Raw genomic sequence first — 15,213 nt, forward strand, 5'->3', positions numbered from 1 at the left:
CGGCTTAAGCATCGCAGCAGCTTTCGTTTCTTGCAAATTCCGAGCGCTCAGGCGCCGCGCCGCGGACGGCCGCGGCGCCAGACGCCGTCATCGGCCATCATATCGGTCAGCAGCCCCTCGCGCAGGCCGCGATCGGCGACCCGCATGCGCGTCGAGGGCCAGCGGCGGCGGATCGCCTCCAGAATGGCGCAGCCCGCCAGCACCAGATCGGCGCGGTCCGGCCCGATGCAGGGATTGGCGGCACGCGCCGCGAAATCCCAGGAGAGCAACCGCGCCTGCATCGCGGTGACCTCCTCATCGCTGAGCCAGACGCCATCCACCCTGCGGCGGTCATAGCGGGGCAGATCGAGATGGACGCCGGCCAGCGTCGTCACCGTTCCCGATGTGCCAATCAGGTAGAAGTCGCCCTTGCCGCCCGCTGACAGGCCGGGATCGTCGATCGCCGGACAGTCGAAGCCGGCGAGCATTCCCTCCACCTCCTGAACCATCGCCTCGAAACGCTCGGGCGTCACGTCCCGTCCACCATGGCGCTCGGAGAGAGTGACGACGCCGACGGGCAACGAGGTCCAGTGGGTGATGTGGTTGGCAAGCCGCGGCGAACGGCTTTCGCCAATCTTCAGAACGGCGATCTCCGAGGAGCCGCCGCCAATATCGAAAAGCACGACCGAGCGCGCCTCGCGCCCGACCAGCGAGGAGCAGCCGGACACCGCAAGCCGCGCCTCGGTCTCACGGTCGATGATCTCGAGCTCCAGCCCGGTTTCGTCCGCCACGCGCGCCATGAAGGCCGCGCCGTTTTCCGCCTGCCGCGCCGCCTCGGTGGCAATGAGACGCCGGCGCCGCACCGGCCGGCCGGCCAGCTTCACCGCACAGACCTTCAGCGCCTCCACCGCGCGATGCATCGCCTCTTCGGAGAGACGGCCGCTCGCCGCCAGCCCCTCCCCCAGCCGCACGATGCGCGAAAAGGCATCGACGACGCGAAACTGCCCCGGCCGCGTCGGCTGAGCGATGAGAAGCCGGCAATTGTTGGTGCCGAGATCGAGCGCGGCATAAAGCGGCGCCGCATCCGCCCCGTCGCCGCTGTCGCCCGCCTTTCCCCGCGGCCCATCCGGACCGGCATTCTGCGAAAAGGGCCGCGGACGCGCCAAGCCGCCCGCCCCGGCCGAGGCCGGCCATCCGGCCCCAGTCTCGCCTGCGGCGTCGCTCTGGTGAGACGCGGCACGATGCGCTGCAGGCGAAGGACCGTGCAGCTCGACCGCAGCGGACAACGACGGCACGTCGCCCCGCCCGGCACTGCCGGCAGAGGACGCGCTTGGCCGCATTGATGCGCCCTTCGCCTCATGGGCCGGCAGAGGCCGGCCCTGCAGCGAGCGCGGCCGCCCCTTGGTGCCGGCCGCAGGGCCGCGCACTGGCTGGCTCCGCCCCGCCTGCCCCCGCGCCGCCTGGGCGGGCGCGGACGGGGCAGCAGTCGATGGACCGCGATTGGTTCCATGACCGCCCGCGGCCGCGCCGACAGCTGCGCCGGCGTCGAGGGGCGCCGTTGCGCCGATCACCCCCTTCTCCTGACGCGCCGGATCATGCCGCCTGCGACGGCGCTTGCCCTTGCGGGACAGGCCGGCAGTTGGCCCATGCGCCGCACCGCCATCCGCCCGACCCGGCGAAGGCTCCGTCGCCGCTGTTCGGCTGGGCGCCGAGACGTCGAGGTTGCCACCCGCGCTTGTTGCGGATGGAGCCGCAGACGAAGAACGGCCGCGCCGGCGGCGCTTGCGCTTACGCTCCGCCCCCCTCGCCTCGCCATCCCGCCCTCGGTCCACGAATTGAGGCGCTGGCCGCTCGCTCGGGCCATCGCTGACGGTCGTCGCAAGAGACGATGGCGCGCCCGGCGATGTCGCTCCCGCTTTTAAAGCCTGATCCGATCCGACCCGTCGCCCCTCTTCGGGACGAACCTTAAAGGAGCCGGACCGCCCGAGCGCGGGCGCGCCCGTTGGGACATCACCCGACGCCGTGCGCGGCCCAGCGGAGGGCAAGCCCGGAACGAGCAGGAAGGAGGGTGCTTGATCGGATGCGAAAGCGCGCGATGGCGCATTGCCCGATGCCGCCTGGTTGTCGACCTTCATGTCGGACGAAGCCGTCACGTTGGAGCGCGCCCTGGACGACCGAACGCCACCCGACCCGGCAGCGGCGGAGCCGGAGAAACCCACGTCCGCTGTGCCGCCGTAAGGCGCGGAGGAGCCCGGCAGACCAGAACCGGACGGCCGTGAGCCAGCTGTTTCGGCGGCAGATGGTCCAGCACCAGGAGAACCCGCGCCTGCCGAGCCGGCGTGCAACTGGTCACCATCAGACCGGCCGGAACCAGACAGGCTCAGACCGGCTGCAGCCGCAGGCCGCTGACCAGCCTCCGCGAGCGACACGGATGGGGATGAGGAGTCGGCATGAGGGCGGGCCACGCGGGCACGCTTGCCGCGTCGACGCTTCGCCTTGCCGGCGCGCGGCTTGTCCAGCCCTTCGCCCCGGCCCTCGGCCGACACCCCGGAATAAGACGGCTCTTCGCCGCGGTCGGGGTCTTTCACGTGGTCTCTGCCATGACGCCGCGCAAGCCGCTAAGGCCGCTCAAGGCGTTTCTTGATGAACGTTGAGAAGACTTTACCAGTCCGGCCGCAGATCGCCAAATTCTTTTTGGCGCGCCCCTTTCTGGGAAAACGAAGGCGAACCAAGCCTTCCCTCGGCCACCTCTTGCGGTTCTCTCCTCCGATCCCGTCCGTCCTTCCTCCCCTCTCCTCAGCGCTCACCGAGAGGCCGCAGTCCCACCCCGAAAATTCTTTCGAAAACCGCTTTGCATCCGCCCCGCTTTTGTCTATAAGGCCGCTCACCGAACGGCAGCGTCGAAGGCGCGCCGATCGGCCTGCTGGGGAATAGGTTAACGGTAGACCCACGGACTCTGACTCCGTTAGTCCTGGTTCGAATCCAGGTTCCCCAGCCAATTCTCCCTAAATCCCTGTTATCTTTCAGTTTTCCAGCCGCGTTGGATCCCGTTTTGGCATCATTGGCGACCTGATGCCCAAACCTGATGCCCACAGGTGAGGCCCACGCGTGCGTTGACGTGGTTCCTGACCGGTGGCCTGCAAGGGCAGTCGCGCCATGCCGGTTCGTCACGACGTCGAAAATCTCATCCGCCGGGGCAACATCTTTTATTGGCGCGCCCGCATCCCCAGCGCCTTCACACGTTGTCGACCCGGCAGCCGACTTTCATTGAGCCTTCAGTGTTCCGACCATAGAAAGGCACAGATGATCGGCCGCCGGCTCAACCTGCGGCTTGCTGAACTGAAGATGGACCAGGTACACGTCATGTCCGACAGAGAGCACCTTCGACAGCTCTTCGAAGCCGAGCGGAACGCCATGCTCGAGCATCTCGACGACGTGGCCACCGCTGCCAAGCGCATGGGCCGGCCGTCAGACATTCGGGATGTCGAACTCGACCTCGAAAACGGTTGATTGAGTTGATTGCGTCATTTCAATTCCTCTTACCATTCCCGACAGTTCCGGCCGGTCTGTTTCTGTCAGTATCTGTCAGGCCATTCTCGCCGTCGCTTACACAAGATGCCCCTGTGTGGTTCCCGGCCTTGTCCGGACGAGCCGGCGCCCGAGGCCTAACCCAGCTTTGTATAAAGGACCTTCCAATACGGATGATATCGGATGCCCGCTGGTCCCTCGACCTTGTCGAATCGCTACCACCGAGGGTCGCGTCGTGGCACTGTCGGGCCCGCATTCTGATTTCGGAGACGACGCATGTTCACCCACGTCATGATCGGCAGCAACGACCTCGATCTGTCCAGACGGTTCTACGATGCCACCTTCGCCGCCTTGGGAGGGCAGCCCGGCGAGATGGATGAGCGTGGCAGGCTGATCTATCGTCATGACGGCGGTCGGCTGATGATCACGAAACCGATCGACGGCAAGCCCGCGACTGCGGCCAATGGTGGAACGATCGGCATTTCGGCGGCCAGCCGGGCTCATGTTCAGGCGTGGCATGACGCCGGAACGCTGAACGGGGGAACGTCGATCGAAACGCCTCCAACCCTCCGTCCGGATGGGGTCTTCGTCGCTTACCTGCGTGACCCCGACGGAAACAAGCTGACGGCCCGGTGTCAGACGACGACATGAGCCAACTGCCCTTGCCGCTCCGATCCGCTGCCCTTTTCCGCAGTTCGATCATCGCAGGCTTCGAGTGCGGGCTCGTTCACCGCGGCCGTCATGATCTTTTGTTGACCACCGGCCACACGCCGGATGCGCGGATGGCAGATCATTTCCGCATCGTTGGAGAGCACGGACTCCGCACGATCCGTGATGGTCTCGTGCCTGGTCATGGCGCCCTCCAGCGTCTTCGCGCAGCGAGGGACGCAGGGGTCCAGGCCATCTGGGACCTGTCGCACTATCATCGCAATCAGGATGCGGTCCGTTGCGCGCGCATCGCGGCCGAGGCGGCCCATGCGGTCAACGGTGAGGAACGGCTTTGGCTCTGTCCGGTGAACGAGCCGTCGCTTTATCCTATGCTTGCCGGACTAGCGCGCCACGACGCCGTCAACATGGCGATACAGATGGCCAAGGTCGCCCGCGACCATCACCCCGCTGTCGGCATCCTCACCAACGACCCGATTACTGGGGTCGGAGAGCGGCAGTTCGAGGCGACCGATGCGATCGTCGCCGCCGTGGATGTGGACGTCGTGGGCATCAACTATTACCCGCACACGGCGCGGACGTCGCTCGTGAAGGTCCTGCTTGCAGCATGGAAACGCTACCGCAAACCGATCATGGTCTCGGAAACGAGCTGGCACGACGGCCATCCCATCCACCACCGCCGCTATCCCGGATTGAACAAGGGGACCTGGCTCCGGCTCGTGCTGGATCAGGTCGATATCGCCGCCTTCCATGGCGCGGTCATCGCGGGCGTATGCTGGTATCCCATCGTCGACTGCCCACCCTGGCACCGCCCTTTCTCCAAGGATCGCTGGAGCCACGGCCTGATCCGCTCCGACCTCTCCGTCGACGCCCACCTCTCCGCCGAACTGAGGTCGTTTCGCACCGGTTGCGTTCGGCAAGACGTGGCCATCGACGCTGCATTACGATACGAGGGGCCTCCTGGCCGATCCTCGGATCCACGCCTTACCGAAGTTCATTCGACATTTCGCGGATAGGAATCTTGCGATGAGTTTCTGGCATGCGATGTCTTGGAAGACACAAGGCATTCGTGCAACCGCGCCGGTCAAGTGGCATCAGTGGGATGGCTTGGTCGGAGTCGTCTGGGACGCCGAGGCGCAAGATGGAGCCAGCGGCTACTACCTTGCCGATGATCCATGGATCATGGTCTTCCTCGATGATATATCCGACACGTTCCAGATCACCAATGACGACCCGGCAGTCGGTGCGGTCTGGCGACCGCTTGCCAACGCGATCTATATCCCACCCGGAATGCCGCTTTGGACGAAGAGCCTCGCCGGCCAACGATTCTCGCATCTCAACCTCCACCTTCGTTCCGATCGGCTTGCGCATTTCCTGAGACCGGCGATACCGCCGTCGATGGTGCAAGTGGCCGTTCGCCGTCCGGTTGAGCTGCATGACGACGTGGCGATCCGGCTGCTCGCCGACCTCCTCGCCGATGAAATCAGAGAGCCTACGAAACATCCGCTTTTCGCCGAGAGCCTCGCCCGGAGCCTCATCTGCGGGCTGGTTGAAATACCGACGGAAAAAGTCGCCAGATCGACCTCCCGGCTGACGCAGGCGCAGATGAATAAACTGGTGCATCGATTCTTAGGAATTCCCGACGGCCGACTTTCGGTCGCGGAGATGGCGAAAACAGTCGGTCTCTCCGAGAGCTGGTTCGCGACCGCCTTTAAGCAGACGACCGGCCAGTCACCACTGCAGTGGCAACTGGCCGGTCGGATTGAAAGGGCCAAGCAGCTTCTTTCAGACACCTCACTGCCGGTCGCGGCGATCGCAGCCCAGCTCGGCTTTGCCGATCAGGCGCATCTGACAAAGGTGTTCCGCCAGATCGCCAGGGAAACGCCGGCCGCCTGGCGTACCGCCCACCAGGCACGTCAGACCTGAACGTCTGGGAGCCTCTCGTCGCCCCTCACCATGTCTGACGCAGGGTCGCCAGGATCTTGCGTCCCGGATTGTAGTAGACACCGCCGGTATCCGTGCTCGCGATGTGCTTCTCGTCGAAGAGATTGCTGACATTGAGCTGGAACGTGGTGTTTTTCTGGACCTTGTAGGTGAAGGCGGCATCGAACACGACTGCGCTTTCCGAGGTCTTGGTGTTGGCGATGTCGGTAAAATACTCGTCGGTATAGCGTGCGCCGAGCCCGAACATCATGTCGCCGCGCGCGCCCTGCCCTGCGAGCGTATAGGTGCCCCAGACGGAAGCAACATGGCGTGGAACACGCATCAGGCGGTTTCCGTCATTGGCGCCGCCGGGCTCGTCGATGTTGGAATCGATGTAGGAATAGGCGGCGATCACGTCGATCGTATCGGTGACCTCCGCCTTTGCCTCCAGCTCGAAGCCGCGGTGGCGCACCTTTTCCACGGTCTGCGGCAAGTAGGTGACCTGATCGAAGACCGTTATGTCGCCCTTGGTCAGGTCGTAGACGGATGCAGTGATCAGCGCCGGGAAAGCGTCCGGCTTATACTTGATGCCGACCTCATACTGCTTGCCGGTGGTCGGCTCGGCGCCGGCGGCCGGCGGCGCGGCAGATTCTGCATAGCTGATGTAAGGTGCCAGTTCCTCCGTCAGCTTGTAGCTCGCGCCAATCCGCGCGGTGAACTCGCTGTGGGTGCCGGACTGCGTGCTGTCGGTAAGGAGGTTGGTTTCCGACAGATCCAGCCAGTCGTTGCGCAGGCCGACGCTGACCGAGAGACGGTCGAAGAAGGTTAGATCCTGCTGCAGGTAGAGGGCGGTGGTCTTTTGATCGTTGGCCGTGCTGGCATAGGGCACAAGGGTACCGGGCCCCCCGGAATAGATCGGATTCTCCCAATCGATCGGCGGAGCACCGGTGTAGAAGCTGTCGCTATCGGCCTGGTAGTTGTTGTAATCGGCACCGAGGAGCGTCCGGCTTTCGGTACCATTGATCTCTGTCTCATAGACGAGGTTGGCGTCGATCACGAACTGTTCGTTCGAGCGTTCATTGCCGAAGAAGTAGCGTCCTGCCTCGGTCGTGCCATCGGTCGGCGTGCTGCCGATATAGGCGCTGCCGAACCCGTCGTTCAGGTTGCTGTACCGCGCGTGCGAACCGAAACTCAGCCCGTTGCCGAAGTCGTGGTCGAACATCACGCTATAGCTGTTGCGGTTCGTATCCGTGAAATAGTAGTCCGGCTCGCCGAAGAACTGGTGGCGATCGAAATCGGTACCAAGCGGGTGGCCGCCGCTACCCGGTACGCCGTCCTTGTCCAGATGGTCGAAGACGACGGTAAGGCTGGTCATGTCGTTCGGCTGCCAGCTGAGACCGCCCATGAGAAAGTTCTCGTCATCCTGGGAATAGTCGTATTCCGCATCGGCGCGTTGGAACTTGCCGGTCAGGCGATAGGCGAGACTTTCCTCGGCGTCGATGACATCGCCGAAATCGAAGCCGAACTCCTTGTGCGAGAAGGAGCCGCCGGTGCCGTAGACTTCGCCGAAGCGATCCCACTTCGGGACCTTCGTCACGTAATTGACGGAGCCGCCCGGTTCAGCGGCACCGAAGCCAGACGAGTTCGCGCCCTTGAGAACCTCGATCCGCTCGAACGCATAGGGCTCCTCACGCACCCCGGCGAAGGTGCGGCCGACCGCAAGGCCGTCGCGATAGGTATAGGGCGTGAAACCGCGAATGTCGAAGTAATCATAGCGGTCATCCGAGCCGTAGAAATCCGTCACGACGCCCGCCGTGTACTGCACGACCTGCTCCACTGTATCGGCCGCGCGCTCCTCGATCTCCTTCGAGGTGACAACCGACACAGCGGCCGGAGTCTTGAGGATCTCCGTCGGCATCTTCCCACCAGCGGTCGTTTCCGTGGCCACGATCGTGTCAGAATCGCCCTCCGTATCAAGACGGGTGCCCGTGCTGCTGCCTCTCCCGACCTCCAGCGTATCAAGCTGCGTAGCGGTGCCTGCTGTCACCGCGTCTTGCGCGACGGAGAAGGCCGGCGTCAAAGCGACAAGCGCCGTACATCCGAGGAGGCGTAGCCACATCGCCCTTCTGCCCAATCCCACCACGCTCGAACCAGCCAAGCTCTTCGTATTCATCCCAGATGTCCCCAATCCGATACCTGCGGGCCGCCCACGGCCCGATGATTCGAACTCGCTATAACTAGAGTCTCATTGTCAGGTATTGTATGATCCGCCTGGTTTGTACGATTCTTTGTCGAAGTTCACACAGTGGGCGAATGTGACGCCGAGGCAGGTTGACCACAGAGGCTGAAGCTGAGAATTGAACTCAAGTTTGTTTTGCGAGGTGCGTGGATGGCGCTGAGATTTCGATTGAGAACGATTGGCCTATGCCTTTTGCTCTTTACGGGCCTATGCCTCAAAACCACCGGACACGCACGAGCCGAGGACAATGCCGTCTTTCCGCTGACCATTCACCATGCCTTCGGTACGACGGTCGTGGCGCAGAAGCCGGTGCGGGTGGCTACGGTCGCCTGGTCCAATCACGAGGTTCCGTTGGCGCTCGGCATCGTACCCGTCGGTATGGCGCGGGCGAATTTCGGGGACGATGATGGCGATGGCATCCTGCCTTGGGTCGCCGCCCGGCTTGACGCGCTGAAAGCCGAACGGCCGGTTCTGTTCAACGAGGGTGATGGAATCGACTTCGAAGCGGTGGCGGCGACCGAGCCGGACATTATTCTCGCCGCCTATTCCGGCCTCAGCCGGTCGGACTACGAGACGCTGAGCGCGATCGCCCCTGTGGTCGCCTATCCCGATGCGCCTTGGTCCACTGATTGGCGGGATACCATCCGTCTGAACAGTGCCGGCCTCGGTCTAGCCGCGGAGGGCGAGGCGCTGATCGCCCGCACCGAGGCGGAGATTGCCGCGACCATGGCGGGACATCCGGAGCTGACGGGCAAGTCCGCGATGTTCATTACCCATCTCGGCGCCAACGATCTCAGCGTCGTCAACTTCTACACGACCAACGACACACGGGTGAAGTTCTTCGCGGATCTCGGCCTCGCCTCACCGAGAAGCGTCGTCTCCGCCTCCCGACCCGGCACGTTCTCCGGCTCGATCAGCGCCGAGCAGATCGACACCTTCGACGATGTCGACATATTGGTGACCTATGGCGATGCCTCGCTTCTCGAAGCGCTCGAAGCCAATCCGTTGATGCGGCATATGCCGGCCGTTTCGAATGGCTCCCTCGTCATGCTGAAGAACGACCCGATGGGGACAGGTGCCAATCCGACGCCCCTGTCGATCAGCTGGGTCCTGAAAGACTATGTCGCCGCCTTGAGCAGAGCCGCCAAGGCTGTCCGGTGACCGGCTCGTCTCTCACTCGTGACGCTGCGCCGGTAGCGGTTCGCGCCGAAATCGGCCAGCCGCGCCTTGTATGGCTACTGGCCTTCGCCGCCCTCCTCTTCGGGCTGGCGATGCTCTCGGTCACCATCGGCACGCGGAACGTGGCTTGGAGCGAGCTGCTGGCAGCGCTTGGCGGCGCCCGTGAAACGATTGGCGAGGCGGCGGTCGCACTACGGCTGCCAAGAACGGCGCTCGCAATCCTCGCCGGTGCATCACTCGGCCTGGCCGGCGCGATCATGCAGGGCATCACCCGCAATCCGCTGGCCGATCCGGGCCTGCTCGGCGTCAATATGGGGGCATCGCTGGCTGTTGCCGTCGGCGTTGCCTGGTTCGGCATGTCAGCGCCGCAGGCCTTCATCTGGACCGCGATTGCCGGGGCAGCGGTGGCGGCTCTCTTCGTCTACTCGGTCGGCTCGCTCGGTCGTGGTGGCGCAACGCCGCTGAAGCTCGCCTTGTCGGGAGCGGCGACCTCAGTGGCCTTCGCGTCGCTCCTGCTGGCGCTGATACTACCGCGGGCGGACATTGCGGGCGGCCTGCAGGCCTGGCAGATCGGCGGCGTCGGGGGCGCGACGCTCGCGCGGATCATGCCCGTCCTTCCGTTTCTGATCGTCGGACTTCTCGCCGGGCTGCTTTCCGCCCGAAAGCTCAACGCCCTCGCGCTGGGAGACGAGTTGGCAGCCGGACTGGGAGAGAACGTCGCCGCCGCGCGGGCCTTCTCGGCGCTTGCCGCCGTTCTCCTCTGCGGCGCGACCACCGCCATGTGCGGGCCGATCGCCTTCGTCGGACTGGTGGTGCCCCATATCTGCCGGCTGCTCGTCGGCATTGATCATCGCTGGCTTCTTCCGTGCTCGACGATCGGGGGCGCCTGCCTGCTCGTGACCGCCGACATCCTCGGGCGCATCGTCGCCCGCCCGGCGGAGATCGACGTCGGGATCGTAACGGCACTGCTCGGCGCTCCGTTCTTCATCGCGATCGTCCGGCGGCAAAGGGTGAGAGACCTATGATCGCCGATCCTGCCAATCTTGAGCGTTTCGTCGGTCTTCGTCGCCGGTTCCTGCGTCAGCAGAGACGTGCAATCACACTCCTCCTTGCGCTGCTCGTTGTAGGTTTTCTCGTGACGCTCAGCGTCGGTCGATCCGTCACGCCGCCCTTGGACGTCATCCGGGTCCTGCTGGGCGAGACCGTGCCTGGCGCGGGTTTCACGGTTGGTCAGCTCCGCCTGCCACGGGCGGTCGTATCCGTGCTGGCCGGCCTGTGCTTCGGTCTCGGCGGGGCAAGCTTCCAGCTCATGCTTCGCAATCCGCTCGCCAGTCCCGACATCATCGGCGTCACCTCCGGTGCGGGCGCGGCCGCCGTGGTGGCCATCGTCGTCTTCTCGATGCGCGGACCGGAGGTCTCGATCATTGCCATTGCCGGTGGCCTCACGACTGCCGTGCTGGTCTACGGCCTGTCCCTTCAAAACGGCGCGTCCGGAACACGGCTCATCCTGGTCGGGATCGGCGTTTCGGCGATGCTCCAAAGCATGATCGCGCTCGTTCTTCAGTCCTCACCCGCCTGGAACCTGCAGGAGGCTCTTCGCTGGTTGACCGGTAGCGTCAATGGGGCCAGCTTGGACCAAGCAGTCCCGCTGCTTGTCGCCTTGATCCTGTTCGGCGGCCTGCTCCTCAGCCGGACGCGCGATCTCGAGGCCCTGCGCCTCGGCGACGAGGTCGCAGCATCCCTCGGCGTTCGAACCGGCCTGACCAGGGTCCTCGTGATGCTGGCGGCCGTCGCTTTGATCGCTTCCGCGACAGCGGCGACCGGGCCGATCGCCTTCGTCGCCTTTCTCTCCGGCCCAATCGCCGCACGCATCCTGCACAACAGGGGTTCGCTCCTGCCGGGTGCCGCGCTCGCCGGCGCCGGGCTGGTTTTGATCGCCGATTTCATAGGGCAGCACGGGCTTCCCAACCGATATCCGGTCGGCGTCGTCACCGGTGTGCTGGGCGCCCCCTATCTGGTCTTCCTCATTGTCCGCGCCAACCGGACGGGAGGATGACAATGGCGAACCACGAGCTGCTCGCGCGCCGACTTTCGGCCGGATATGATGATGCGCAAGTCCTGCACGACGTCGATGTCGAGATCCCCTCCGGCAAGATCACGGCAGTCGTCGGCGCAAATGCCTGCGGAAAATCCACCTTCCTGCGGGCACTGGCGCGGCTCATCGCACCCAGACATGGCGAGGTGCTTCTCGACGGCATTGCGATCCAGAAGATCCCGTCGCGATCCTTGGCTCGGCAGATGGGCCTGCTGCCACAGACGCCTCTCGCGCCCGAAGGGATCACGGTGCTGGATCTCGTCAGCCGCGGCCGCTACCCGCACCAGGGCCTGTTCTCGCGCTGGACCTCGGCCGATGACCGCGGAGTCGCGCGCGCTCTGGCGGCGACGCGGCTCGAGGCGCTTGTCGAACGGCCGGTCGACACTCTCTCCGGCGGCCAGAGGCAGCGTGTCTGGATCGCCATGGCGCTGGCACAGGAAACCGACATCCTGCTTCTCGACGAGCCGACCACCTATCTCGACATCCACCATCAGGTCGAGGTGCTGGACCTTCTGGTCGATCTGAACCGCGACCGTGGCATCACGGTGGTGATGGTCCTGCACGATCTCAATCTCGCGGCCCGCTATGCCGATCACCTGCTGGCCATGGCCGCCGGTCGAGTCTTTTCGTCGGGCGCGCCGGAGCAGGTGCTGACCGAGGAGATGGTGCGTCAGGTGTTCGACCTTGAGAGCCGCATCATCACCGATCCCACGTCCGGGCGTCCGTTCATGTTGCCCATCAGCCGTCACAGGATGTTGGACACGGACCACGTCAAGAAAAACCGAACCGAGACGACTTGAGAGGAAACCGCGCATGAACGCTCTCACTCCCCTTGCCCCATCGTCCTTCGCCCTCAGCGGCGTCGCGGTGCCATTGAGCGCCAGCGGCATGCTGGAGGAGATCTGCGAACACTTCATCGAACATGCGCAGGTCGAGCAAACCGCCAATGGCGCGATCCTGCGAAGCGCGGACGGCCTGGCTAGGCTCCGCATTGATGCCGGTCGACTGCTGATCGATCTCGACTGTCCGACTGCCGATCATCTCAGGCTCATCCAGACATCGCTTGCCGAACATCTTTTCTATTTTGCGGAAGGCGAACCCTTCTCTCTCGAATGGTCGGGCAGCAACACTGTGACGCGGCCACCCAATCTTCATGAGGTGACAGTCGTTTCGGCCATCAACGTGACGCCGAAGATGCGGCGGGTCACGTTCTCCATCGCCGATGCAACGCCCTTCGCCAGCGGCGATATGCATGTGCAGCTGCTGGTTCCGCCGCATGGGCGAAAGCCGGTTTGGCCCGGCTTCAGGGAGGATGGACGGCTTTCCTGGCCGCAGGGCGAGGACGAACTGATCGCCCGCACCTATACGATCCGCGGCGTGGATTGCGACGCCCGACAATTCTGGATCGACATCCTGCTGCACGGGGAGACCGGCGAGGTGACACCCGGCGCGGACTTTGCGCGGACGGCCGAGCCAGGCACCATCGCAGCGATCATGGGTCCAGGTGGCGGCCATGTCCCCGATGCCTCGACTATCTTGATGATCGGCGACGAGACGGCCCTACCGGCGATCGCCCGGATCATCGAAGAGGTGCCCGAAGGAACACGGATCACCGCGATCGTTGAGGTCGAAAGTGAAGCGGAGCAGCAAAGTCTGAGAGGTCGTTGCAAGCTCGACCTCCGCTGGCTTCACCGCGCGCGAAACTCGGCTCCCAGCAGTTCGGCTCTCTTACAGGCTGCCACGGCTGCCATCGACGGCATGGAGGCCGGCACCTTCGTGTGGGCTGCCACAGAAAAGCAAACGATCCGCTCGATCCGGTCGCTTCTGAAAGCGCGGCAGTACGACCGGAAACTCATGTACGTCGCTTGGTACTGGGAGCGGGAATAACGCCGAGACGGACCCAACCAGCATTGAGGCTGTATTCATGCGGGTCAGGTGCGCGGAGGTGACAACCGCTCGCAGGGACTATCCAGCCGCGCGACCGTTTGGCAGCTGAGGCGCAACGCTCCCGGCCCGTCGGCAGCAGTCCGTCCGCAGCGGATTCGAGATCGTCGACCCATTCAATGCACTGACGCGCTCGCGGCTTGGCGCTCCTCCTTGTCGTGGAGAGCGAACCTGTCGACCATGTCGGCGCTTGCCTGGTTGAAGCCCTTCACCTCAACCTCCGCTCCGGCCTTGCGGTACTTGAGCACGGCCTTGTCCAGGGCACCGACGGCGGTGATATCCCAAAGATGCGCAGCACTGACGTCGATGGTAACCGTACTGGCATCCTCGGTGAAGTCGAAGGCGTTGAGAAAGCTTTCAGCCGAGGCGAAGAAGATCTGGCCTTCAACGACATAGGTCACTCTGCCGGCCGCTGCATCATCCTGCCGCGTGACGCGGAAGAGCCGTGCCACCTTTCCCGCAAAGAAGATGCCGGACAGCAGCACGCCGACGATGACGCCCTTGGCAAGATCCTGGGTCGCGACCACGGTCACCACCGTTGCCAGCATGACGAAGGAGGATGGCAGCGGATTGCGCCGAAGGTCGAGGATCGAGCGCCAGGAGAAGGTGCCGATCGAGACCATGATCATCACGGCGACGAGCGCGGCCATCGGGATGATGCGGACGAGGTCGTCGAGCACCACGATCAGGAACAGGAGAAAGGCCCCGGCGACGAAGGTCGAGAGCCGGCCACGCCCTCCCGAGCTGACGTTGATCACCGACTGGCCGATCATGGCACAGCCGCCCATGCCGCCGATGAGCGCCGAGGCGATGTTGCCCGCGCCCTGGCCGATGCATTCCTGGCTCTTGTTGCTCGGCGTGTCCGTCATGTCATCGACGATCTGGGCCGTCAGCAATGACTCGAGCAGGCCGACGGCGGCGAGCGTCACCGAATAGGGAAAGATAATCGTGAGCGTCTCCCAGGTGAGCGGCACATCGGGCAGCATGAAGCTCGGCCAGCTGGAAGGAAGCTCGCCGAGATCGCCGACGGTGCGCAGGTCGATGCCCGTCCACCAGGCAATCGCGGTCAGCACCGCAATGGCGACGAGCGGCGACGGGATCGCCCTGGTCAGGTACGGAAACAGGTAGATGATGGCGAGGCCGCCCGCGATCATGGCATAGGTGAGCATCGGCACGCCGATCAGCTCCGGCAGCTGCGCCATGAAAATGAGGATCGCCAGCGCATTGACGAAGCCCGTGATGACCGAGCGTGAGACGAAGCGCATGACGCGCCCGAGCTTCAGCCATCCAGCGACGATCTGGATAACGCCCATCAGGATGGTGGCGGCAAAGAGATAGTGCAGCCCGTGTTCCTTCACGAGCGTGACCATCACGACGGCGGTGGCTGCCGTGGCGGCGGAGATCATGCCGGGCCGGCCGCCGACGAAAGCCGCCACGCAGGCGATGGCGAAGGAGGCATACAGCCCGACCTTGGGGTCGACGCCGGCGATAACGGAGAAGCCGATGGCTTCGGGAATGAGCGCGAGCGCGACGACGATGCCCGAGAGCAGGTCGCCACGGAGATTGGCGAACCAATCCCGGCGGTAGTTTGAAAGAGTTTGCATGGATACTTTTCACAGGTGATGCAACGGGCCGCGCAGAGCACGGTCCTGAACATGGG

Annotated in this window: 12 protein-coding genes and 1 tRNA gene; 10 read left to right on the forward strand and 3 right to left on the reverse strand. The window is 64.3% G+C overall.

Annotated elements, in window-relative coordinates; genetic code table 11:
• Positions 1 to 47: 47 nt before the first annotated feature.
• Positions 48 to 1,811, reverse strand: a complete 1,764-nt coding sequence (locus tag ACLE20_RS01985; RefSeq protein WP_410938567.1) for an exopolyphosphatase — start codon at positions 1,809 to 1,811, stop codon at positions 48 to 50.
• A gap of 1,092 nt (positions 1,812 to 2,903) precedes the next feature.
• On the opposite strand from ACLE20_RS01985, the gene ACLE20_RS01990 reads away from it, so the two are divergent.
• From ACLE20_RS01990 to ACLE20_RS02010, 5 genes are all read left to right on the forward strand, one after another.
• Positions 2,904 to 2,977, forward strand: a tRNA-Gln gene (locus tag ACLE20_RS01990).
• Positions 2,978 to 3,135: 158 nt separating this feature from the next.
• Positions 3,136 to 3,489 carry a DUF6538 domain-containing protein gene (locus ACLE20_RS01995; protein WP_410938568.1) on the forward strand — a complete coding sequence of 118 codons (354 nt, stop codon included), beginning with the start codon at positions 3,136 to 3,138 and terminating at the stop codon, positions 3,487 to 3,489.
• A 294-nt stretch (positions 3,490 to 3,783) separates the two neighbouring features.
• Positions 3,784 to 4,158, forward strand: a complete 375-nt coding sequence (locus ACLE20_RS02000) for a VOC family protein (protein WP_410938569.1) — start codon at positions 3,784 to 3,786, stop codon at positions 4,156 to 4,158.
• A complete protein-coding gene (locus tag ACLE20_RS02005) occupies positions 4,155 to 5,189 on the forward strand; it encodes a glycosyl hydrolase 53 family protein (protein WP_410938570.1) in 1,035 nt (344 codons plus the stop codon). The genes ACLE20_RS02000 and ACLE20_RS02005 overlap by 4 nt, the downstream gene beginning before the upstream one ends.
• A 10-nt stretch (positions 5,190 to 5,199) precedes the next feature.
• Entirely contained in the window at positions 5,200 to 6,099 is a 900-nt protein-coding gene (locus tag ACLE20_RS02010) for a helix-turn-helix domain-containing protein (protein ID WP_410938571.1), read from the forward strand.
• 25 nt (positions 6,100 to 6,124) lie between these two features.
• On the opposite strand, the gene ACLE20_RS02015 is transcribed toward ACLE20_RS02010, so the two are convergent.
• A complete protein-coding gene (locus ACLE20_RS02015) occupies positions 6,125 to 8,215 on the reverse strand; it encodes a TonB-dependent siderophore receptor (RefSeq protein ID WP_410938572.1) in 2,091 nt (696 codons plus the stop codon).
• 270 nt (positions 8,216 to 8,485) lie between these two features.
• Between ACLE20_RS02015 and ACLE20_RS02020 the strand changes: the two genes are divergently transcribed.
• Genes ACLE20_RS02020 through ACLE20_RS02040 form a run of 5 tightly spaced genes read left to right on the forward strand, consistent with a single transcriptional unit; the run spans position 8,486 to position 13,496 of the window.
• Positions 8,486 to 9,496, forward strand: coding sequence for an iron-siderophore ABC transporter substrate-binding protein (locus ACLE20_RS02020; RefSeq protein ID WP_410938573.1), 1,011 nt, complete (start codon positions 8,486 to 8,488; stop codon positions 9,494 to 9,496).
• A 50-nt stretch (positions 9,497 to 9,546) separates the two neighbouring features.
• Entirely contained in the window at positions 9,547 to 10,539 is a 993-nt protein-coding gene (locus tag ACLE20_RS02025) for a FecCD family ABC transporter permease (RefSeq protein WP_410939117.1), read from the forward strand.
• Complete coding sequence (locus tag ACLE20_RS02030; RefSeq protein ID WP_410938574.1) at positions 10,536 to 11,570, forward strand: FecCD family ABC transporter permease; 1,035 nt, start codon at positions 10,536 to 10,538, stop codon at positions 11,568 to 11,570. Before ACLE20_RS02025 ends, ACLE20_RS02030 begins: the two co-directional genes overlap by 4 nt.
• 2 nt (positions 11,571 to 11,572) lie before the next feature.
• Positions 11,573 to 12,409, forward strand: coding sequence for an ABC transporter ATP-binding protein (locus tag ACLE20_RS02035; RefSeq protein WP_410938575.1), 837 nt, complete (start codon positions 11,573 to 11,575; stop codon positions 12,407 to 12,409).
• Positions 12,410 to 12,422: 13 nt separating this feature from the next.
• Positions 12,423 to 13,496 (forward strand): DUF2218 domain-containing protein, encoded by a 1,074-nt coding sequence (locus tag ACLE20_RS02040; RefSeq protein ID WP_410938576.1) that lies wholly within the window; start codon positions 12,423 to 12,425, stop codon positions 13,494 to 13,496.
• A gap of 173 nt (positions 13,497 to 13,669) precedes the next feature.
• On the opposite strand, the gene ACLE20_RS02045 is transcribed toward ACLE20_RS02040, so the two are convergent.
• Positions 13,670 to 15,157 (reverse strand): SulP family inorganic anion transporter, encoded by a 1,488-nt coding sequence (locus ACLE20_RS02045; RefSeq protein WP_410938577.1) that lies wholly within the window; start codon positions 15,155 to 15,157, stop codon positions 13,670 to 13,672.
• Between the last annotated feature and the right edge of the window lie 56 nt (positions 15,158 to 15,213).

It is taken from the genome of Rhizobium sp. YIM 134829, assembly GCF_046546455.1.

Bases quoted from the DNA above. Each gene is read 5' to 3' on its own strand.
- ACLE20_RS02005 (WP_410938570.1), top strand. From the start codon at position 4,155: ATGAGCCAACTGCCCTTGCCGCTCCGATCCGCTGCCCTTTTCCGCAGT.
- ACLE20_RS02035 (WP_410938575.1), top strand. From the start codon at position 11,573: ATGGCGAACCACGAGCTGCTCGCGCGCCGACTTTCGGCCGGATATGAT.
- ACLE20_RS01995 (WP_410938568.1), top strand. From the start codon at position 3,136: ATGCCGGTTCGTCACGACGTCGAAAATCTCATCCGCCGGGGCAACATC.
- ACLE20_RS02045 (WP_410938577.1), bottom strand. From the start codon at position 15,157: ATGCAAACTCTTTCAAACTACCGCCGGGATTGGTTCGCCAATCTCCGT.
- ACLE20_RS02010 (WP_410938571.1), top strand. From the start codon at position 5,200: ATGAGTTTCTGGCATGCGATGTCTTGGAAGACACAAGGCATTCGTGCA.
- ACLE20_RS02020 (WP_410938573.1), top strand. From the start codon at position 8,486: ATGGCGCTGAGATTTCGATTGAGAACGATTGGCCTATGCCTTTTGCTC.
- ACLE20_RS02015 (WP_410938572.1), bottom strand. From the start codon at position 8,215: ATGTGGCTACGCCTCCTCGGATGTACGGCGCTTGTCGCTTTGACGCCG.
- ACLE20_RS02000 (WP_410938569.1), top strand. From the start codon at position 3,784: ATGTTCACCCACGTCATGATCGGCAGCAACGACCTCGATCTGTCCAGA.
- ACLE20_RS02030 (WP_410938574.1), top strand. From the start codon at position 10,536: ATGATCGCCGATCCTGCCAATCTTGAGCGTTTCGTCGGTCTTCGTCGC.
- ACLE20_RS02040 (WP_410938576.1), top strand. From the start codon at position 12,423: ATGAACGCTCTCACTCCCCTTGCCCCATCGTCCTTCGCCCTCAGCGGC.